General features: G+C 57.8%; 19 protein-coding genes. 4 read left to right on the forward strand and 15 right to left on the reverse strand.

Annotated elements, in window-relative coordinates:
- Positions 1-117 precede the first annotated feature (117 nt).
- Positions 118-408 (forward strand): WXG100 family type VII secretion target, encoded by a 291-nt coding sequence (locus ACN08V_RS05295; protein WP_419099118.1) that lies wholly within the window; start codon positions 118-120, stop codon positions 406-408.
- Here ACN08V_RS05295 and ACN08V_RS05300 read toward each other — a convergent pair.
- The gene (locus tag ACN08V_RS05300; protein WP_419104795.1) at positions 405-1298 is read right to left on the reverse strand and encodes an RNase H family protein; all 894 of its coding nucleotides are present in this window, start codon (positions 1296-1298) and stop codon (positions 405-407) included. The two genes, ACN08V_RS05295 and ACN08V_RS05300, sit on opposite strands and share 4 nt — an antisense overlap.
- Before the next feature lie 79 nt (positions 1299-1377).
- On the opposite strand from ACN08V_RS05300, the gene ACN08V_RS05305 reads away from it, so the two are divergent.
- The gene (locus ACN08V_RS05305; protein ID WP_419104796.1) at positions 1378-2184 is read left to right on the forward strand and encodes a 4'-phosphopantetheinyl transferase family protein; all 807 of its coding nucleotides are present in this window, start codon (positions 1378-1380) and stop codon (positions 2182-2184) included.
- 143 nt (positions 2185-2327) lie between these two features.
- Here the strand turns inward: ACN08V_RS05305 and rlmC are convergent, their stop codons facing one another.
- From rlmC to ACN08V_RS05330, 5 genes are all read right to left on the reverse strand, one after another.
- Positions 2328-3470 carry a 23S rRNA (uracil(747)-C(5))-methyltransferase RlmC gene (rlmC, locus tag ACN08V_RS05310; RefSeq protein WP_419104797.1) on the reverse strand — a complete coding sequence of 381 codons (1143 nt, stop codon included), beginning with the start codon at positions 3468-3470 and terminating at the stop codon, positions 2328-2330.
- Positions 3471-3578: 108 nt separating this feature from the next.
- Positions 3579-3731 (reverse strand): hypothetical protein, encoded by a 153-nt coding sequence (locus ACN08V_RS05315; protein WP_419099114.1) that lies wholly within the window; start codon positions 3729-3731, stop codon positions 3579-3581.
- A gap of 217 nt (positions 3732-3948) precedes the next feature.
- The gene (groL, locus tag ACN08V_RS05320; RefSeq protein WP_419099113.1) at positions 3949-5577 is read right to left on the reverse strand and encodes a chaperonin GroEL; all 1629 of its coding nucleotides are present in this window, start codon (positions 5575-5577) and stop codon (positions 3949-3951) included.
- A gap of 300 nt (positions 5578-5877) precedes the next feature.
- Positions 5878-6762 (reverse strand): LytR C-terminal domain-containing protein, encoded by an 885-nt coding sequence (locus tag ACN08V_RS05325; RefSeq protein WP_419104798.1) that lies wholly within the window; start codon positions 6760-6762, stop codon positions 5878-5880.
- A 67-nt stretch (positions 6763-6829) separates the two neighbouring features.
- Positions 6830-7096, reverse strand: a complete 267-nt coding sequence (locus ACN08V_RS05330) for a DUF3263 domain-containing protein (RefSeq protein WP_419104799.1) — start codon at positions 7094-7096, stop codon at positions 6830-6832.
- A gap of 64 nt (positions 7097-7160) precedes the next feature.
- Between ACN08V_RS05330 and ACN08V_RS05335 the strand changes: the two genes are divergently transcribed.
- Positions 7161-7835 carry a uracil-DNA glycosylase gene (locus tag ACN08V_RS05335; protein ID WP_419104800.1) on the forward strand — a complete coding sequence of 225 codons (675 nt, stop codon included), beginning with the start codon at positions 7161-7163 and terminating at the stop codon, positions 7833-7835.
- 118 nt (positions 7836-7953) lie between these two features.
- Here ACN08V_RS05335 and ACN08V_RS05340 read toward each other — a convergent pair whose 3' ends face one another.
- The 9 genes from ACN08V_RS05340 to ACN08V_RS05380 form a co-directional block, all read right to left on the reverse strand.
- Positions 7954-10026 (reverse strand): threonine/serine exporter family protein, encoded by a 2073-nt coding sequence (locus ACN08V_RS05340; protein WP_419104801.1) that lies wholly within the window; start codon positions 10024-10026, stop codon positions 7954-7956.
- Positions 10027-10094: 68 nt separating this feature from the next.
- Positions 10095-11195 (reverse strand): lipid II:glycine glycyltransferase FemX, encoded by a 1101-nt coding sequence (locus ACN08V_RS05345; protein WP_419099108.1) that lies wholly within the window; start codon positions 11193-11195, stop codon positions 10095-10097.
- A gap of 339 nt (positions 11196-11534) precedes the next feature.
- Positions 11535-11813 carry an HPr family phosphocarrier protein gene (locus ACN08V_RS05350; protein WP_168614631.1) on the reverse strand — a complete coding sequence of 93 codons (279 nt, stop codon included), beginning with the start codon at positions 11811-11813 and terminating at the stop codon, positions 11535-11537.
- Positions 11814-11940: 127 nt separating this feature from the next.
- Complete coding sequence (gene ptsP, locus ACN08V_RS05355; RefSeq protein ID WP_419099107.1) at positions 11941-13638, reverse strand: phosphoenolpyruvate--protein phosphotransferase; 1698 nt, start codon at positions 13636-13638, stop codon at positions 11941-11943.
- 26 nt (positions 13639-13664) lie between these two features.
- Positions 13665-15674, reverse strand: a complete 2010-nt coding sequence (locus tag ACN08V_RS05360; protein WP_419104802.1) for a PTS fructose transporter subunit IIABC — start codon at positions 15672-15674, stop codon at positions 13665-13667.
- Positions 15675-15731: 57 nt separating this feature from the next.
- Positions 15732-16694, reverse strand: coding sequence for a 1-phosphofructokinase family hexose kinase (locus ACN08V_RS05365; RefSeq protein ID WP_419099105.1), 963 nt, complete (start codon positions 16692-16694; stop codon positions 15732-15734).
- The gene (locus ACN08V_RS05370; protein ID WP_419104803.1) at positions 16691-17482 is read right to left on the reverse strand and encodes a DeoR/GlpR family DNA-binding transcription regulator; all 792 of its coding nucleotides are present in this window, start codon (positions 17480-17482) and stop codon (positions 16691-16693) included. The genes ACN08V_RS05365 and ACN08V_RS05370 overlap by 4 nt, the downstream gene beginning before the upstream one ends.
- 106 nt (positions 17483-17588) lie before the next feature.
- Entirely contained in the window at positions 17589-18029 is a 441-nt protein-coding gene (locus ACN08V_RS05375; RefSeq protein WP_419104804.1) for a VanZ family protein, read from the reverse strand.
- Positions 18029-19144 (reverse strand): histidine phosphatase family protein, encoded by a 1116-nt coding sequence (locus ACN08V_RS05380; protein WP_419104805.1) that lies wholly within the window; start codon positions 19142-19144, stop codon positions 18029-18031. The genes ACN08V_RS05375 and ACN08V_RS05380 overlap by 1 nt, the downstream gene beginning before the upstream one ends.
- A 147-nt stretch (positions 19145-19291) precedes the next feature.
- On the opposite strand from ACN08V_RS05380, the gene ACN08V_RS05385 reads away from it, so the two are divergent.
- Positions 19292-20017 carry an HAD family hydrolase gene (locus ACN08V_RS05385; protein WP_419104806.1) on the forward strand — a complete coding sequence of 242 codons (726 nt, stop codon included), beginning with the start codon at positions 19292-19294 and terminating at the stop codon, positions 20015-20017.
- Positions 20018-20128 lie beyond the last annotated feature (111 nt).

A 20128-nucleotide genomic window follows, 5' to 3' on the forward strand; every position in this document is an offset into this window, starting at 1 on the left:
CACCACACGGGGGTAGTCCGCGCCAGGTGAGGGGACTAGTGTCAAAACACCGGTAGCCAGTTAGACACCGGCACCGGTAGCCAACGACCCAATCTTTATGCAAAAGGAGAGCCTCCCATGGCACAGTTCAACGTCGATGCAGACCTCATCGCCAGCAAGTCAGCCCAAGCCCGCGGCCAGGTAGATACCATCGTTTCAGAGGTCAATGCGCTCACCACCTCCCTCCAGGATCTGCAGGGATCATGGACCGGCTCAGCCTCTGCCAACTTTCAGGGGGTCCTAACTAACTGGCGCAATACCCAGCGACAGGTCGAAGAGTCCATTGCCCAAATCAACGAGGCCCTATCACGGGCCGGCATCAACTACTCCGATACCGAACTGGCTAACGCCTCAATGTTTGTCGGCTAGGCTCGGGTGTCCTGGCGGTAGCGGAGCTTCCAGCTACCGCCAGTAAGCACCCAGGTACTTGAACGGATCAGCAGGCCCTTATCCGTAGGCACTCTGGTTACTAGCAGGGTTGCCTCAGTACCTAACTCAGTTGCCAAGACTTCCTCGACAGGCCCACTACTAGCACAAGCACGCAGACGGTAGTGAAGGACCGTATCGCGGTCAGTTACCTGGCCTGTTGGAACAACCCAGGCTAGCTCCGGGTGAAGCAAGCTGCCCAGTAGCTTTTCAGCCCCATAGATTGAGGGGTTCAGCGTTTGCAGTTCGCAGCTACGGGCCTCTTCCACCGCGTCATCAGCTACCTGCTCTGTGGGCGCTAGAGTCTCAGGGTCAGGGGTATCTGCCGCGGAGTCATCAGGAAACTCTTGCGAGCTCTCATCCTTACCCCAGCCAGGCCCGGTCAGAGGTTCCACGCCATCGCGGTAGGCTTGGGCAGCCTCATTAGCTCTCCGATCAGCCGCCTCATTGAGGGGGTGGCCGGTGTGGCCCTTGACCCACTCAAAAGAATAAGAGCGGCCCTCAATGGCGGCATCCAGTGCCTGCATGAGGTCAAGATTCTGTACCGGCTTACCGTCCGCTTTCTTCCAGCCTTTCTTCTTCCACCCCGGCAACCAGCGGCTAATAGAATCAATGGTGTATTTGCTATCGCAGATAATGTGCAGATGGGTTTCAGGAAGGTGCGCCGTAGCCTCGAAGAGGTCCAGAACAGCTTTGAGTTCACCCATGTTATTTGTCCCGTGAGCCCACCCTCCGGCGGCCCACCGGGTTTCGTCAATGTACCAGGCCCAGCCTGCGGGGCCGGGATTACCCAGGGCAGATCCATCGGCAGCAGCAATTATTTTCTCGGTCATGGTTCCTCTACCCTCCTACGGACTAGCCATTCCATTCTACGCCCGGCTATAAGAGGGTAGGCACAGCTAGAATAGGAGCATGGTTCACGCTTCAATAGTTGACGGGGCAAGTCACACCCGACTGGCTCTCTTTCTGATGCCCCCGGAGACCTTGCGGAGCGGGCACGGTGTCAGCTGGCTGGCCTACGTCGGTATGACAGAGCAGAAGCGAGCCGCAGAGTATGCAAGCCCCGAAGAGGCCATGAGCTACGCGGCCCAGCACACCCTCATGCGCTGTATCGCTGCTACCGTACTCGGGGTAAGGGATGCAGAAGCCTCACAGATTCCCGTAGACCGCTCCTGCAGTCTCTGCCTGAAGTCAGCAAGCCACGGAAAACCCCGCATTGAGGGAGTAAACCTGAACATGGCGCGCGCCATTGGCCTGGCCGCCGGTGTGTACTCAGCATCCGATACTGCCCTTGGAATTGACCTGATTACGGTAAGAGACCACTACTTTGACGGCTTTGACCGTATTGCACTAGCTGACTACGAAAAACGTGTCGTGGATTCGCTCCTACCGGATCAGGCCCGGCTGGTACGCCAGATGCTCTGGTGCGCTAAAGAAGCAGTTCTCAAGGCCAGCGGACACGGACTATCTGTTAAACCTAACCAGGTGATGCTAGCGCTACCGCCCCTACCCACCGATATCGGTAGCGTCCACGGGCTCACAGCAGGTGCCAAAGCCTACCTACCGGAACAGGCAGAAGCGGTACCTTTTTGGATTACCTGGCAGGTCTACGAGGACACCCATCTCGTAGCTGTTGCTAGTAAGGGACCTCACCATCTAGAAGCACAGAAGGTAACCGCTCCCTATATGGTCAAGCGAGCTCTCACACCCCCGCTTTAAAGACAGACCTTCATCGGAGCCTCTAGTCAATCAGTCAGAGAAACTGCCAAGAGTCAAGCACCTGGCCTTGCTCATTTCTGCCCCTACTAGTGTGAGGCTCTTGGTGACCTGACCAGTGCAGCCTGAGCTCTCTTAAGCCTATGCTAGCTGAGCGAATAGCGCTCCAAGAGCACAATTGTCTCGTAGTGGCTACTGTGGGGGAACATGTCCATAACCCGGCCCTTGACCGCTTGCATCGAAGGCATCTGGTGCAGGTCCTTAACCATGGTAGCTAGGTTACAGCTTGAGTAAATAACCCGCTCGATACCGCTGGCCTCAATCCAGGTCGAAAGTTCAGGGCCAAGGCCGCGACGGGGCGGGTTAAGCACCAGCAGGTCGGGTACCTGACCGCTTTCTAGAGCATAAGCCCTGGCATCCTGAGCGGAAAACTCAATACCGGTTAGGTCGTACTCGGCCACCGCCCGGCGGGCTGACTCGATAGCCTCAGGGCTAATTTCTATACCGGTAACTTTGGCCTCTTCGGGCATGACCTGCGCCGCGTGGAGGGCAAAGCCGCCCACACCGCAGTAGAGGTCCCAGAGGGTATTGGGCTGGGACTCTTTTACCCATTCCTGCCCCTGGCGGTAGAGAGCTGCTGAGACCGCTGTATTGGTCTGGAAGAAGCTCTGCGGGCGTAGGTGAAGCGTTAGGTCGTTGACCTGCATCGGTAGGGTCTGGCGTTCGCTCAGGATGATTTCTTCGTCGCCCTCCACCAAGGCGATATGTTCCCTGAGCAGGTTAATACTAAGAACCGCGAGCTGAGGGAGCTGGGTGTGGAGCCAGTCAAGCTCGCGCCGGATAGGTACCAGTAGTTTCTTGGAACGAAGCACAAAGCGGATGAGAAGCTCACCGGCCTCAGAGGCCGTCACCAGAATATTTTTGAGCTCGCCCTTACGCCGGGCAACGCTATAGGGGGTAAGCCCCGCCCGGCTAATTAGCTCCTTGAGCACCGGGAATGTATCTGCTACAGGTGCGGTGTAAAGCTGACAGTCGCTCAGGTCTACACTCGCACCGTCCCGGCTCAAGATACCGAGCCTTGGTTCCTGGACGCTTCCACCCACCACCAGCTTAGCCTTGTTCCTGAACCCGGTTTCAGCACTCGCCACCGGTGCTAGCCACTCGATACCGGGCCACGGTGCCATCAGTTTGCGGGCATCGTTCTGCTTCCCTTCAAGCTGTTGTGCGTAGGGGGTAAGAATTAGTGAGCAGGAGCGGCACAGGCTGGCATCGTAATAGTGGCATTGCATAGCGTGACTATCTTACCGCCCCCTGTAAGCAGGCGGTAACGGAAGATAAAAGCCGGCACCCCGTTCCGGGGTGCCGGCTCAAAAGGAAAACACAATCACTATTAACTTTTAGCCACCGGCCCCAAAGGCAACATCCTGGCGAAGGGCCTCATTGCTCTTCTTCTCCAGCTTGGTCCACCCATCTGCTAGGTAGGCACCCAGCAAGAGAGCCAGCAAGCCTACGATAATTGCGTAGAGAACAAGATCCACGAGCGTGGCCATGAGCCTCACACCTTTCAGTTTCACCTTTGAGACTGATGAGTAAAACTTAGAGGAAACCTCTTAAGTGATTTAAAGAATACTCCCAATAAGTGTGAACCACAATACCCTTATCTGCATTTTTTAGTCAGCGTCCTTAAAAGAGAACTCCGCCCACCCCAAACGGGGCAGGCGGAGTTCTCAGCTCAAAGAGCGGCTACTTACCAGAGCAAGCGGCAGACTACATCATGCCGCCCATGCCACCCATGTCGGGGGCAGCCGGTGCCGCACCAGCAGGCTCAGGCTTATCGGCAACAACAGCCTCGGTGGTCAGGAATAGACCGGCAATTGACGCTGCATTCTGAAGAGCTGAGCGGGTGACCTTTACGGGGTCGTTAATACCGGCGGCCATCAGGTCCTCGTACTCACCGGTTGCGGCGTTCAGGCCGGTACCAGCAGAGAGGTGACGGACCTTATCGACGACGACGCCGGGCTCCATGCCAGCATTGAAAGCAATCTGCTTGAGGGGAGCGTCGATGGCAACACGGACGATGTTGGCACCGGTTGCCTCATCGCCGGTCAGTTCCAGCTTCTCAAAAGCCTTCACGCCAGCCTGAATCAGGGCAACACCGCCGCCGGGAACAATACCCTCTTCAACAGCGGCCTTAGCGTTGCGGACGGCGTCCTCGATGCGATGCTTGCGTTCCTTGAGCTCAACCTCGGTAGCAGCGCCGGCCTTGAGCACAGCAACACCACCGGCAAGCTTAGCCAGACGCTCCTGCAGCTTCTCGCGGTCGTAATCAGAGTCAGAGTTAGCGATTTCGCCACGGATCTGAGCAACGCGGCCCTCGATGGCCTCAGGGTCACCTGCGCCTTCGATGATGGTGGTCTCGTCCTTGGTGACAACAACCTTGCGGGCCTGGCCCAGCAGGTCGATGGTTGCGGTATCAAGTGACAGGCCAACCTCTTCGGTAATAACCTGTCCACCGGTCAGAATAGCGATGTCAGCCAGCTGAGCCTTCCGGCGGTCGCCAAAGCCAGGAGCCTTAACGGCAACAGACTTGATGGAGCCGCGCATCTTGTTCAGAACCAGCAGGGCCAGGGCTTCGCCCTCAACATCCTCGGCAACAATCAGCAGGGGCTTACCGGCCTGCATGACCTTCTCCAGAACGGGAACCAGGTCCTTGACGTTGGAGATCTTGGAGCTAACGATCAGGATGTAGGGGTCCTCAAGGACAGCTTCCTGACGGTCAGCATCGGTAACGAAGTACCCAGAGAGGAAGCCCTTATCAAAGCGCATACCCTCGGTCAGTTCAAGGGTCAGGCCGAAAGTATTGGACTCTTCAACTGTGATAACGCCTTCCTTGCCGACCTTCTCCATAGCCTGGGCAATGAGCTTACCGATTTCGGGGTCACCAGCGGAGATAGATGCGGTTGCGGCGATTTCCTCTTCGGTCTCAACTTCCTTGGCAGAAGCGAGCAGTTCAGCGGTAACAGCTTCTACAGCCTTTTCGATACCGCGCTTGAGGGAGAGGGGGTCAGCGCCAGCGGCAACATTGCGCAGGCCTTCGCGGACGAGAGCCTGAGCTAGAACGGTTGCGGTGGTGGTACCGTCACCGGCAATGTCGTCAGTCTTCTTTGCGACCTCCTTGACCAGCTCAGCGCCAATCTTCTCGTAGGGGTCTTCAAGTTCGATTTCCTTGGCGATGGAAACACCATCGTTGGTGATGGTGGGGGCGCCCCAGGCCTTCTCCAAGACAACGTTACGACCGCGGGGGCCGAGAGTTACCTTTACTGCGTCTGCGAGGGTGTTGAGGCCCTTTTCAAGACCGCGGCGTGCTTCTTCATCAAAAGCAATCAGCTTTGCCATATGGCTTTCGCTCCTTCTGGAACATTAGGTGTGAGCGCGATTAGTCGGTGCCCGCGACGGACGGCGCTACCGGGGCCGCCATAGGGGCGGCACGGGGAGGACCTCACCAAGAAATCGCTCAGGTGTTTTACTCAGAGCCACCCGGGTGCAGAATCTAGCACATGATTTAGCAGTCCAAGCCTCTGAGTGCTAACTACAATCTTGGCACCTGAGCCCAGAGCGCGCAAACCTATTATTCGCTTTGAGAAGCCTTAATCGCCAACAGCGCACAAAGCTACAGCTCCCGGGCTTAGATCTTGCTTAGCCCTGTGTGTATGTTCCAGTAGCAGAATCGTAGATATAGGCACCGGCGGGATCCAGTACATAGGTGCCGGTAGCAGGGTCCAGGCTGTAGCGCTGGGTGTTCTGGGTAGCGGTTCCCGTAGTCGCTGAGGCTGGTGAGCTGGCATCAGTTCCGGAGTATTCAACGTAGGCACCGGTAGCGGGGTCCATACGGTAGAGAACCTTACCCGAGGCCAGGGCCTCTGTCTTGCTGGTGGCGGTGTAAGTCCCGTTCACCGGGTCATAGACGTAGAAGAGCTGGCTATCCCCTGTTGCTGTCGAGGTGGCAGCATCCGCGCTGGCCACCTGGGTCTGCTCTGCGAGCGCGGTGGGGTCGAAGTCTGCTCCGAGCACCACATAGACCTCACCGGTCTCGGCCTGGAAGTCTTGGTTGATGTAGGCAATACCTAAGAGGTCAGCGACTTCGTTGGCTTCTGATGAGGCCCCGGTAGCAAAGTAAACCATGGACTCGGTGGCATAGGTACCGGTCCAGTTGGTGGTTTCAGTAATCTTGTAGTTTGCTTTTTGCAAGACACTGGCGGCGGTGCTGGCTGAGCCTTCGGGGGCGCTTGAGTTATAGACCGCTACGGTAACGCTAGCTGGGTTGGTGCTGGGGCTGGCATCGGCGGTAGCTGTTGCGGTGGCTCTTGCCGATGCGGGCGCGGTTGTGGTGCCCGGGCCAGCAGTCCGGGGCGAAACCACGTACATGATGCCGCCCACCAGGAGGGCGAGAATACCGCTGATGATGACAGCCAGCAGGCCGGCCCGTGAGGTTGAGGTGTCGGTGACGCGGCCGCGGTAGGCACCCCGCCGGGAGGAGTTTTCTTCGACATCATCGAACTCGTCACGGGGGTAGGTGTTCACTGGTCGCCTCTTTCGGTGCACGGTTGCTACGGGGGTCAGCTTCTAGGGTACACTCCCCCGCCCTGTTTTAGGTGAGTCGGTTGCGTGTGAGCCGGAGCTTGCGGGTAAGGGCCGGTTCAGCGGCAATAGCGCGCGGATTATCGATCAGTGCATTGAGTTGCTGGTAGTAGGCAATCGGGCTCAGCCCCAGGTCTTTGCTGATGGCCTGTTCTTTACTTCCCTGGTACTTGAAGCGTTTTTTCTCCATATCTAAGATGGCGCGCTCCTGCTCGGTAAGCCGGTGAGTAGAGCTAGTCTGAGACTCTGGTGTGGGTGAACCGGCTGGCATGTTCATGGGTCTTCTTTCGGTGGTCTAGTCTTATAGGGAGAATACCGCATACAAGAGGAGAACAAGCGCTGTGCCTGCTCAGCCCCTACACGAGATTATGGACCCGGACTGGGCGCAGGCCCTGGCACCCGTGGAGCCTCAGATTAGGGCTATGGGTAATTTTTTGCGGGCCGAGCATCAGGCTGGCCGGGACACCCTGCCCCCTGGCCCGGATATTTTTAGGGCCTTCACCTACCCCATGAGCCAGGTCAAGGTTCTGGTGCTGGGTCAGGACCCCTACCCTACCCCCGGGCACGCTATGGGGCTAAGTTTCTCTGTACGTCCCGAGGTCAGGCCGGTGCCACGTTCCCTGCACAATATCTACAAAGAGCTCAACACCGATCTGGGCATCACGCCCCCGGATCACGGGGATTTACGGGCCTGGAGTCAGCAGGGGGTCATGCTCCTCAATAGGGTTCTTTCGGTGGGTGCTGGGGCCGCAGGTTCCCACCGCAACCTGGGCTGGGAACAGGTCACTACCGCCGCTGTTCAAGCCCTGGTCGCCCGGGGCAGGCCGCTGGTAGGGCTACTGTGGGGCGCAGATGCCCGCTCCTGCAAACCGCTACTGGGTGGCTACCCCTGCGTGGAGTCACCGCACCCCTCGCCGCTCTCTGCCTCGCGGGGTTTCTTTGGCTCTCGACCCTTTAGCCGCGTCAATGAGCTCTTGCTCGCTCAGGGGGCCTCCCCGGTGGACTGGGCTCTCTAAAGCCCTGAAGCAGATCGGAAAATCTACCGGTCTCAGTTATCTGTCCCGCTCAAGGCGGCAGCTGAGAATGCCGCCCCTGGCCGGCTCCTAAATGATAGGGGGAAGGTCTGGGCTCACTTTAGCGGTCCCGAGTATCTTTCGGATCTTGTTTTTCTGTTTGGAGCTGACCCGACGCTTGCTGAATAAAGTACTGCATCAGGTAGCTACCGAGGACCACCCCGGACGCCATAGAAAGGATAATTGAAATTGCCGCAACCATCCCCGGCACACCAGTCGAAGGATTAGCCTCTACGGTGAAGATATAAAGGCCCCGGAAAATGGAAAGACCGGGCAGGAGAAAAGTTAGGGCCGGTACATAAAAGATAGAGGCTGGGGCCTGCAAGCGGTAAGCCAAAAAGGTGCTCATGAGGCCAATGACCAGAGCCGCAAAAGCGGTATTGGCACGTCCTGCACCAGCCCCAAAAAGGAAAGTATAGCCCTGGTAGACCCAAAAACCACTGGTAGCAATCAGTAAGTTCCATAAGAGTGTCTGCCAGCGGGCGTGAGTTGTGACCGCAAAAGCCAGGGAAGCTAGCATAAAGAAAAGGTAGCTTACCCCCAAAGAGGCCCCCACAAAGCGGGTCTCGGTAATATCTAGTTCTCTAATGTCTAGAGCTGTCAGGACTGCCACCGCTGAGGCAAGCCCCACCACAATACCCAAAAATGACATGCCCGTCGAGACGAACTTACCTGCTGCGGTCAGCGGGAAACCGTTGAGGGCGTCCTGGACTGTTGATACTAACCGGGCGGTAGGCAGAAGCATGATCAGGCCCGCAGCCACAATGTGCGGTGCGCTCACGTGGAGCCCCAGCTGGGAGAAGATAGACGAGTCATCGGAAATAAGAATAGATGCGAACGTTACGACGCCCGCGCCCGCAGCCATGTTGAAGAAGCTGGGCATCTTGAGACGTGAAATCACACTGTTCACAAAGTGAATGGCCAAAAAGACGATACCGCCTACAGCGCCCGCCGCCAGCGAACCGCCCAGAGCCAGCACCAAGGAGAAAGCCGCTAGCATGTTAGCCAGCATGATAATCATGGGCGAGTAGGGCTTCTTAGCAGTATTAATGCGGTGCAGGCGGCGTTCAGCCCGATGCCGTGGCAGATTGCCGGCGGTAATCTCGGTGATTAGCTTATAAATGTCATCTAGGGCCGCATAGTTCTCGGACCAGGAACGAACCACGCGCAATACCGTGTGGCTAAAGCGTTCTTTGCTCGAGGACATGGCTCCAGAGCCGGAGAAGTCAATTGCCCGGGTCTGGTCATCAACCTCATCAATATCGGAGACGTAGTTGATAATAACCGACTGGTTAGTGATGTCGATTTCAACGTCTTCCAGACCATAGGCGGCGCACACCGCAACGATTGCGGAGTCCACATCGACCGTATCTGCCCCGTAGTGGAACATGGTCTCAGCCAGTCGCAGGGAGAAGTTGAGGACCTCACGCGCTTCTTCTTTCTCGCGCACATACTCGGCCCGGTGGGCGGAGGCGATATTGAAAGGGCGCTGAGCCAGGCGGGCGATGCCGCGCATCGGTTTGGTCAGGGACTGGTCCGTGCTCACAAAGGACTTAAGCGACGAACGCATACGCGAAGGCCGCTTGGGTGCAGTCAGGGGCCGTGCCACGGTATGAGCACCCGCTACCGAGGGGTAGAAAGCCTTCTGGAGTCCGCCCGTCCTTGACGCTGTGGGCCTATCATCGACTGGTGGAGGTGTTGCTTCCGTGCTGGGCGGTTGGGCCTGGTTGAGACTCAGGTCAGTGGCCGGCCCAAATGCGGAGGGTACCTGATAGGTTGGCGGTGCTAACTGGTCAAAGGCAGATGCTGGAGCGGGGGTTGCGGTAGGGCTATCCTGCCCCTGCACCGGTGAGCTGGGGGCATCTCCCAGATGAGCCAGGGCATCGCGAAGCTTGGGATCGCGCACCTGAGCCAGGGACACTACCGGAAGCGCACCACCTAGCGACCGGGGGGCCTCCGAGTCCTGGGCAGCCATCTGCCCCGTAGCGGGTAGCACAGATACTGCAGTGTCGGCACGGGGCAGAAGCCCGGTTTGTCCAAAGGCACCGCTATCTTCTGTGTTATCAATACCTGTTTCAAATGCAGAGGCAGAAGGGTAAGCCTTCTGCTGCAAGCCGGTAGAGCTCTTGCTCACTGAAAGGGATACTCCTTCCGCCTCATCGGTGAAAGTTCAAGATAACCGCCAAAGCGGTTCGTGCTGGTTTAGTAGAAAGGCTGACCGGTCTTACGAACCCAGAGCTGACGCATGACCTTCTCAACACTGGTGTTCCAGGCCTTATATTTGAACGGTGAAAGCACCTGGTCCCAGACACCAACGTAGTCGATGACCTCCTTGGTGAAGGAGGTCTTAAAGAGACCCAGGCCGTAGTGGTGGTGTTCCTTGTTCTTCAGCTGGTCCTTTGGCGGGGTGCCGCAGAAGTCGTAGCTCTTGATACCGAACTCTTTCATGAGGTCAGTCAGCGCAGTCCACTGCACCTGGTGGGAGTCACCGTACTGCTTACGCCGGGGCTTGGAACCGCCGTCCTTGTAGGTTCCCTTTTCCCCGTAGCGAATGACATAAGCGCCCACGGAAGGTTCACCGTCTTCATAGGTGAAGTAGAGGCGCCCCTGCCCGGCCTTTTCAAAGGTGGTCCAGAAGTCGCGGTAGTAGTCGTAGGAGCGCAGGTTCACCTGGGCGTTGCCCTGGCCCACAGTGTCCATGAGGGCGTACATCTTCTTCATGTTCTCTTCAGTTAGCGGCACGCGCTCCACCTGGCAACCTTCGCGCAGTGAACGACGCACGGCATTACGACCGCGTGAGGAGAGCGACTTGAGGACCTCCTCTTGGCTCTTATCGGTTGCCAGAATAGCGGTGGAGTCATTGGGCTGAATATTCCAGCTCTTGACCAGGCCGCTCTTAGCCATGAGAGCCTTGGTGGTTTCGTCAGCGATGATATCGGGTTCAATCTTGATAGCAAAAACGCCGAGCTTTTCGCGGGTGACGAATTCGCGGTTAGCGTCCAGGATCGCGGGGATCTCTTCAACAGAGTTCACGCCGGGGCCCTTGATCATGTACCAGATCTTGCCCAGGGCAGGAACAGACTTTTCAAGAATCAGGTTGTAGCTGGCGAAGGGAGCGCTCTCACCGTTCAGGACGGTGGTGCCTTCGTAGACCAGGTAGAGGGGCTTCCAGCCGTGCTTGGCTTTGACCGAGGCGAAGGAAGCTGACTGCAACAGGTTACCGCCGCCGGGGCTGGCGATGACGTGTTCATCCCATTGGGCGATTTCGGTGTCTGTGGCGAAGCGGGCGGTGAAGTCTCGCAAGGTCCCTCTTTTTCAGGTTGGGTACGCGGGTGAACGCGAAAAATTCTAGGTTCAGTGTTCCAGTTTATCGACTTGTCGCTAACCCGTGTAGCCCGCAAGGCGGGTAGGGTGCGTGTTTTATGCTAAAACACAGCCTGGCCCCTGCTCCATACGGGGCGGGGGCCAGACATGTAAATCGGTTAGCGACACAGTATGTCGTCGCCGTGAAGCTTTAATTACTTGGCATCGTAATCAGCCAGCAGGTCACCGTACACGGTGACTTGGGAGCTGGTGAAGGTGGTGCGGTGAGCGAAGCGAACCCCGTAACCGACCACGATGACACACAACTACTTCAGATAATTACTCGGCGTCGTGGTCGGTCTCGAGGATCTTAACCAGGCTGTCGAGTGCTTCTTCAGCGCCTTCGCCTTCTGCACGCAGAACGACCTTGTCGCCGTGCTTAGCACCGAGTGACATCAGGGAGAGAATGGAAGCTGCGTCCATTGCCTCGTCTGCGGGCTCACCTTCAGCGGCGATGGTAACTTCAACGGGGAGGTCACCTGCTGCTTCAGCAAAAATCGCTGCGGGGCGGGCGTGCAGGCCAACACGGCTTGCGATGGTGGCAATACGTTCTGCCATGGGATTCTCCTTATAAAGAGTGCGGATTTGTTGTCCACTACTGAGTCTAAATCAGGGGCAGCACCTTTGGGGCGTGTTACCCCTGATTTTGACGACTTTTATTCAGCAATGAACGAGTTGGTTTAACTTACAGACCGAGCTCATCGAGGATGGGCAGTTCAGAGCGAGCTGCCGCCTTGGCTTCAGCCGATGAGATCTGGCTCAGTGCCTTGTGAGCAATCTGTTGTGCCTTCTCGGGGGTAACCGACTTGAGCACAGCGGAAACAGCGGCCATAGCGCCAGCATTCATGGAGAGGGTATCAACACCCAGACCAACCAGGACAACAGCCAGTGCGGGGTCAGCGGCAGCTTCGCCACAGACCGAGACGTACTTCTTCTTACCGGCAGCTGCCGAGGCTCGCTTGGCGCCTTCAACAGTTAGCTTGATCATCTTCAGGACGGCAGGCTGCCAGGGGTTGTTCAGGTGAGCCAGGTCGCCCAGCAGGCGGTCAGCGGCCATGGTGTACTGAGTCAGGTCGTTGGTACCGATAGATACGAAATCAACCTCGCCCAGGATAGCCTCAGCGTTTACAGCGGCGGCAGGGGTTTCTACCATGACACCGCGGGTCTTCAGACCAACCTCATCGAGCATGTTCTTGAAGTTACGGGCTTCGCTGGTCGTTGAAATCATCGGAGCCATGACCCAAATGTCAGCTTCGGTGCCGTCAGCTGCTGCCTTAATAGCCTCAAGCTGACGCTTAAGAACACCGGGCACAGTCCAGTCGGTGCGGAAGCCGCGAACACCCAGCGCGGGGTTCTCTTCTTCCTTGACGTTGAGGAAGGGCAGGGGCTTATCGGCACCAGCATCGAGAGTACGGACTACGATGTGCTTGCCGGGGAAGGCATCAAAAACAGACTTGTACGTTTCGGTCTGGGTCTCCACCGAAGGCTCGGCATCGTAACCCAGGAACCCGAACTCGGTGCGGAGCAGGCCAACGCCTTCTGCCTTGAGGCCGGCTGCCTTCTCGGCGCTCTTGCCGTCACCGACATTAGCGTAGAGGGGTACGCGGGTACCGTCGGCCATCACCCCAAGACCGTCGAAGTCTGCTAGTTCCTTGCGGTTAGCGTACTTCTGCGCCAGGTCGCGGTGCTCAGCGGTGACCTCGGTTTCAACGACGCCTTCGTTAGAGTCGATGTAAACCTCGGTACCGTTTTCAATCTCGGTAACCCCCTTAGCGGCAACGATAGCGGGCAGACCCAGGCCTCGGGCCAGGATAGCGGTATGAGCCTGGGGGCCACCGTCAGAGGTAATCAGAGCGATCACCTGCTTAGGGTCCAGGGTTGCGGTATCAGCCGGTGCCAGGTCAATAGCAGCTAGGATGAAGGGCTCAGACGACACCGGAATACCGGGGGCCTGCTGGCCGGTCAGCTCAGCAACGATGCGGGCGCGAACATCGTGGATGTCGGTCACACGCTCAGCCATGTAGCCGCCCAGGGCAGCCATCTGGTCAGCAAAAGCCGATGCGGCTTCCCATACAGCGAGTTCAGGTGCCTTACCCTGCTTCTCCACAATCTGGATTGCGCTCTTGAGCAGGGCGCGGTCAGTTGCCATCTGAGACGTGGACTTAAGCACTGCCTTGCCGTCACGGCCCGCATTTTCAGCACGCTCTAGCAGACCGTTCTTGACAGTCTGGGCAGCGGCCTTAATACGTTCAGCAGCCTGCTCGGCAGTCTCATCAGCTGACAGCTTCAGAGATGAAGAGGGGGCCTTGATAGGTTCAGGCATCTGCAAAACTTTGCCAATGACGCGTCCGGCGTAGACGCCGACGCCAGTGTAGGTAGTCATAGTGTTTTCCTTAGTGTTGGAGGGGTTTAGGCAGTTGCCTCGGCCTGACGACCGGCAAGTGACTTGAGAACAATATACATGACAGAGCCGACGATAGTGCCTGCCAGAGCCGCAAGAAGGAACATGACCGGATTCTGCACAAGAGCGATAATCCAGACACCACCGTGAGGCGCAGGGGAAGCAACACCAGCACCCATGGAGATAGCACCGGCAACAGCGGCACCAACCATCGATGAGGGGATTACGCGCAGGGGGTCAGCGGTCGCAAAAGGAATGGCACCTTCGGAGATGAAGGAGGCACCCAGCAACCAGGCAGCCTTACCGTTCTCGCGCTCAGGGGCGCTAAAGAGCTTGGGACGAACAGTGGTTGCCAGAGCCATAGCCAACGGCGGCACCATACCGGAGATAATGACAGCGGCCATGACCTGCTGGGAGGCCAGGGTACCGGCGGATAGGCCTGCGGTCGCAAAGAGGTAGGCGGCCTTGTTAACGGGGCCACCCAGGTCAAAGCCCATCATGGCGCCCAGGATAAGGCCCAGCAGAAGGGCAGAAGCACCGGTCATGGAGTTCAGCCACTCAGTCAGTGAGCTGGTAATCCAGGCCAGGGGTGTACCGAGCAGGAAGAAAATCAGACCGCCTGCAAAGAGAGTAGCGACCAACGGGGTAATCACCACGGGCATCATGGATGCCATCCAGCGAGGTAGCTTCAGCGAGGAGAGCCAGTAGGCGCACATACCGGCTAGCAGGCCTGCGACGATACCGCCTAAGAAACCACCACCAACAAGCACGGCAACAGACCCGGCAATGAAGCCCGGTGCGATACCGGGGCGCTGGGCCAGACCGTAGGCGATATAGGCCGCCAGAATCGGAACCATAGCGTTCAGGCCAAAGGCCCCAATCAGGTGTAATGATGCCCCTAGATAGAGAGATAGGGGCACTCCATCAAGGTTCAAGAGGCTGGGATGCGTAACTGAATCATCTTTAAGCCCCAGGATAAGCTGAGGATCAACATCACCTAGGTTGGGCATGGTTACTGCTTCGAGCATGAAGCCGATAGCCAGAATAATGCCGCCAGCGGCCACAAAAGGAATCATGTAGGAGACACCGGTCATCAGTGCCTTATAGATGCGGCTACCCCAGGGGCCGCCCTCATCGGCTGATTCGGAGGAGTCGGCGGAGCTAGGGGCAGCAAGGCGCTTACCGCTGGGGCTAGCGGCCTCGGCCAGGGCCTCTTCAAGCATGACCTTGGGTTCGTCGATAGCGCGCTTAACAGCCCCCTCAACAAAGGGTTTGCCGGCAAAGCGCTCACGACCGCGAACGGGCAGAGCTACAGCAAAGACAACGGCATCTGCTTGATCAATTTCAGCCTGGGTCAGCTTTTCACCGCCGGAGGACCCCTGGGTCTCCACCTTGAAGTCATAGCCCAGCTCTTCGGCGGCGTATTTGAGGCCGTCAGCTGCCATATAGGTGTGGGCGATACCGGTGGGGCAGTTGGTCACAGCCACAATCTTCTTACGGCGGGCAGAAGACTCGGTAGCGGCTTCTGCCACGGGGGTAGCTGAGGGAGCTTGGGGTGCTTTCTCGCGCACGCCCAGAGCATCCTCAACCAAGGCAAGGACCTGGCTGGCGGTTTTTGCTTCGCGCAGTGCGGCGGTAAAGGACTTTTTCATCAGTGAGCGGGCCATCTGAGAAAGAATCTTCAGGTGGGCTTCATCCCCGTCTGCCGGCGCGGCAATGAAAAAAATGAGGTCAGCGGGTCCGTCCTGGGCACCAAAGTCAACGGCGGGTTTAGGCCGGGCCATTGCAAGGGTGGGTTGGGTAACGGCCTGGCTCCGGCAGTGAGGAATGGCGATACCGCCGGGAATACCGGTGTCGGTTTTCTCTTCGCGGGCGCGGGCCGCCGCGTAGAGGGTGTCATAGTCGCTGGACCGGCCAGCTGCGGTGACCAGCTTAGCCAGATGCGCTATAACCTCAAAGCGGGAGTTTCCGAGGTCCTCATCAAGGCTGATGAGGTCCGCAGTGATCAGAGCAGACATGTGCTCCTCCTCGGGGTATGGGTGGGTGAGTAATACTGATGTGTCTTTTGGAGTTATCTACAGAACCAGTTGGCGCAGGGTCACCAGTGCAGGTGCAGTTGACTCCACAGTAGGCACCTGGGTACCGGGCAAAGAAGCGGCGGCTGAGCCGTGAGCTACTGCCTGGACCAGGCATTCAGGCAGAGTTTTGCCCTCTTCGTGGGCAATGAGAAAACCTGCCAAGGAGCAGTCCCCTGCCCCGACGGTGGAACGAACTTTCACCGGCTCGTGGACTGCGTGCCAGGCACCTTCAGCAGTTACCAGTACAGCGCCGGCCCCGCCCAGAGTGGCCAGGACCATTTCGACACCGCGATCTACCAGTTCCTTGGCGGTAGCGGCGCTCAGCTCGGGGTTCTTTTCCAGTTCGTCGGCCATCTCTAGCTTGCCGACCAGTTCGGCCAGTTCCTCGGAATTGGGCTTAATGAGGTTGGGCATACCGTCCAGGCCAACCAGCGCATCACGCAGGGCCGCGCCAGAGGTATCGACAGCTATTCGGGGTGCTTTTTCGCCCAGGGATTCGCGGATAGAGCGACCCACGACCGCGTAGTAGTCGGTGGGCACACCGGCAGGCAATGAACCCGCCAGAACCAGCCAGGAAGCGTCAATGGTTTCTTTAATCATCAGACGGGTGAGCTGTTGCTGGGCAACGTCATTCAGTGGCTGACCGGGCGCATTAATCTTGGTGGTGGTGCCATCGGGCTCAACAACGGTGATGTTGGACCGGATGGGCGAGCCAATCGGCATATTCACAAAGGGAACACCCTCGTCTTTGAGACCGGCCAGGACGGGGTCCTCAGCGTCGCCGGGGAGTACCGCAACGGTCTCAAAACCGGAGATATTGAGAGCACGCGCGATATTTACACCTTTGCCGCCGGGGTCGGAGGCCGCCCCGCTGGCGCGCTGAACGGCTCCGCGCTTAATTTGGTGGTCTAGCTCCACGGTGCGGTCCATACTGGGGTTAGCGGTTAGGGTTACGATCATGCGATAAGCACCTCTACATTGGATTCTTCAAGCGCGGCAGCAAGTTCACCGTCGGGCGCTTTATCGGTAATAAGCGTGTCAATATCGCCTAGACCTGCGAACCGGACCAGGGATTCCTGGCCGAACTTTGCGGAGTCACACAGTAGGACGACGCGACGGGCAGATTTAACGATGGCGGTTTTGACGATAGCTTCGTTCAAGCCGGGGGTACTGAGCCCAAACTCGGCGTCCAGCCCGTTCACACCGATGAAGGCGATATCGGGGCGGATCGTTTCGAAGTGGGCGGCGGCACGGGTTCCTACAGCGGCCCAGGTCATTTTGCGGAGTTGCCCACCCACCATATCGAGCACGATGCCATCAGCCTCAGCAAGTTTCACGGCGATGTGAAGCGCATGAGTAATAATCAGGCGGTCGGCACCAGATTTAAGAGAAAAATCAGCGGCCGCGATACGGTCAGCTAAAATTTCGATAGTTGTACCTGCATCAAGAACAACGGCCCCGGCATCGGAATCGCGCAGTAGCTCGTAGGCACGCAGAGCAATTTTCTGCTTTTCGGGGGTGTTCATGTTTTGGCGCAAGGCTATGGAGGATTCAACGGATGTTGACTGCTCTACAGTTACAGCACCACCGTGTACTCGGCGCAGTTTTCCATCGGCTTCGAGCGCGGCGAGGTCACGACGGACTGTTTCCATCGTGACTTCGTAGCGTCTAGCCAGGTCTGCGCCGTTGACACGGCGTGCTGAAGCTACCAGCTTTGCTATTTCGGCACGTCGTTCTTCAGCGAACATGTCTTTATCACCTTAAAGATTGAGATGGGCTAAATAACCCTATTATTAGTTGATTTTATGTGGGTTTTTGTGGGTAAGTCAATGTAAACCCCTAGAAAAAAGGGCTTCAATCGCTCTTTTTGTTGCGTTTTGCTCTCGTTTTGAGCAAGCCTAAGGCGAAAACCCAACCGATAACACAGCCTAAAAAATTGGCTAAAACATCCAGCGGTGAGCTGGTTCGCCCCGGCATGAAGTGCTGGATACTCTCAATGCTAAGGGTAGAGACTAGCCCGCCTAGGGGAATGAGCCAGAGGCGTTCGGGGCGCAGGAGCCAGGTAAAAAGTAGGCCGCCGGGGATGAACATGACCACGTTGGAAAGCCATTCAACCTGCCCGTAGCCGAACCAGGCAGGTAGCCACCCCTGGGCGTGAGCATGAGCCAGCAGGCGGGCTAGAGTTTGGCCGGTATCGCCCGAGTCAACGTGTACAGGCCAGAAAACCATAAAGGCTACAGCGGCAAGGTAAAGACCTACCAGGGCCCACCCCGGGGCTTTAGGGTAGCGAGCCACTAGATTTTGCCGTTCAGCAGGGGCTCAGCATTCTCGTTCCAACGGGCCAGCCCCACCAGATCTACCTGAAAGGGTTCAGCGTTAGCGATGGTTCCAAATTCGTAGCCGTGGGTGGCAGAAAGTGCCCGGCGGATCAGGGAGCCGTGGGACACCGCAAGTACCCGCTGACCGGGGTAGTCCCGGGCGATCTGACGCAGGGTCTCGATTCCCCTGGTGTAGACAGAGCGTTCGCTTTCAACCCCGTCGTAGTAGGCATCGGGTTCCCTGCGGGCCTCAGCGGAAATATCGAGCCCTTCTGCCTGACCGTAGCCACGCTCCACCAGCCCCTCGTAGGTGCCTGCAAGGGTCAGGCCAAAGGCAGCGGCCATAATATCGGCGGTTTCTTGGGCCCGAGAAAGTGGGGACGAGACCACCACATCAAAGGTGAAGCCGCGCTCAATCAGGGAGCGGGCGGTGTCACGGGCCTGGGATCGGCCGGTATCGTTGAGGGGAATGTCGCTGGAACCCTGCATGAGGCTGAGCTTGTTCCAATCGGTCTGACCGTGGCGGATCAGCATAATCGAGCTGGCGCGGCGAGCCGGTGCTAACTCGGTAACCGTGCCGTTGTCGGGAACCGGGACTTTCTGGCCGGTGCGTGAGCTCATCAGGCGGGAGATGAGCATACCGTGAACGGCGATAATCAGGTTCTTACCCGGGTAGTCAGCTTCTACCTGTTCCAGGGCCTGCTCTACCCTGTTGAGGAAGTCCCCCAGGGGTTCAATGTCGGCGGTTTCGTTCTCGACAGTTTCCCATAGCTCAGGGTAGTTTTTGATGCCTTCGAGGTCTTTAAAGGAGCGCTCTGCTAGACCCTCGTAGGAGCCCAGTACGGGCAGGCCCAGCTCATCGGCAATAATCTGCCCGGTCTCTGCGGCACGGGAAAGGGGTGAGGTGACTACGCCGTGCCAGGTGAAGCCGGGGTCTGTTTCTTGCTGGGTGTGGGCGTACTCACGCAGGTTGAGGGCAGCCTCCTGGGCCTGGGCACGACCGGTGTCGTTGAGGGGTATATCGCTAGAACCCTGCAAGCGGCGCTCTAGGTTCCAATCGGTCTGTCCGTGTCTGATAAGTACGCTAAGCATGGCTCCCATTATCTCAGGTGTGAGCGATCCCAGCAGGTTTTATCCGGTGTTAGCTTGCTCTAGATAGCTATAAGCAGCACGCCTCACGCCTAGTTCTTATTCGCTCAATACAGTATGTCGCTAAGCCACCTGTGAGAGCATGGAACTATGTTTGAGTTCTCCTTAAGCCCCGACTGGGCACCGCGTTGTGCTGTCTTTGACTGTGACGGCGTCATTCTGGATTCCGAAACCACATGGGGACAGATCCAAGGCCAGGTCTTTAAAGGCTGGGGAGTCGATTACACCCCTGAGCTTCAAGCTTCCCTGGTCGGCTACACTGCCTACGACGTTGCCCGCCGCCTAGCAGAACTCTCCCAACCTGCAGGCCTCACAGACCTGGGTAAGCAGGAGCACTACCAGCAGGTACTCACCGATCTCCTAGCCACCGAACGTGCCACCATCGAAGCCGGAGTCGATGAGATTCCCGGGGCCATTGCCCTGATCAAAAAACTGGCTCAGCACATTCCCGTAGCGGTAGCCTCCAACTCAACAGCACCAGTCCTCGAAACAAAAATCCGGGCCGCAGGCCTATCAGATGTCCTCACCACCTGGGTTTCCTCCGATGACGTGGCCAAGGGCAAACCAGCGCCCGACATCTACCTGGAAGCTGTCCGCCGTCTGGATGGAAGGCCAGAACTGACCCTCACCCTTGAAGACTCCGTTGCAGGCCTCACCGCAGCTATTGCCGCAGGTACTCAGCCCCTTGTCTACCTGGGCGAACCCACCGATAAACCGCTCTTGCTTACCGCCGGTGTGGGCCGCTGCGACTCCTTCACCGACCCCCAGCTCCTGGCACAGGTAGAGCGCTGGTTTTCTACCGGGGCACCTCAGTAAACTAGAGCCAACACTTTTGCCCGCCAGCGCAAGGAGCAGGTCATGAACCACAAGGATTCCCAGAGCAAGCCCTCCCGCTACGGTAGGCGGCTTGAGGACCTCTCCGAAGAC

The organism is Rothia sp. P5766 (assembly GCF_048513555.1).
Lineage (GTDB): Bacteria > Actinomycetota > Actinomycetes > Actinomycetales > Micrococcaceae > Rothia.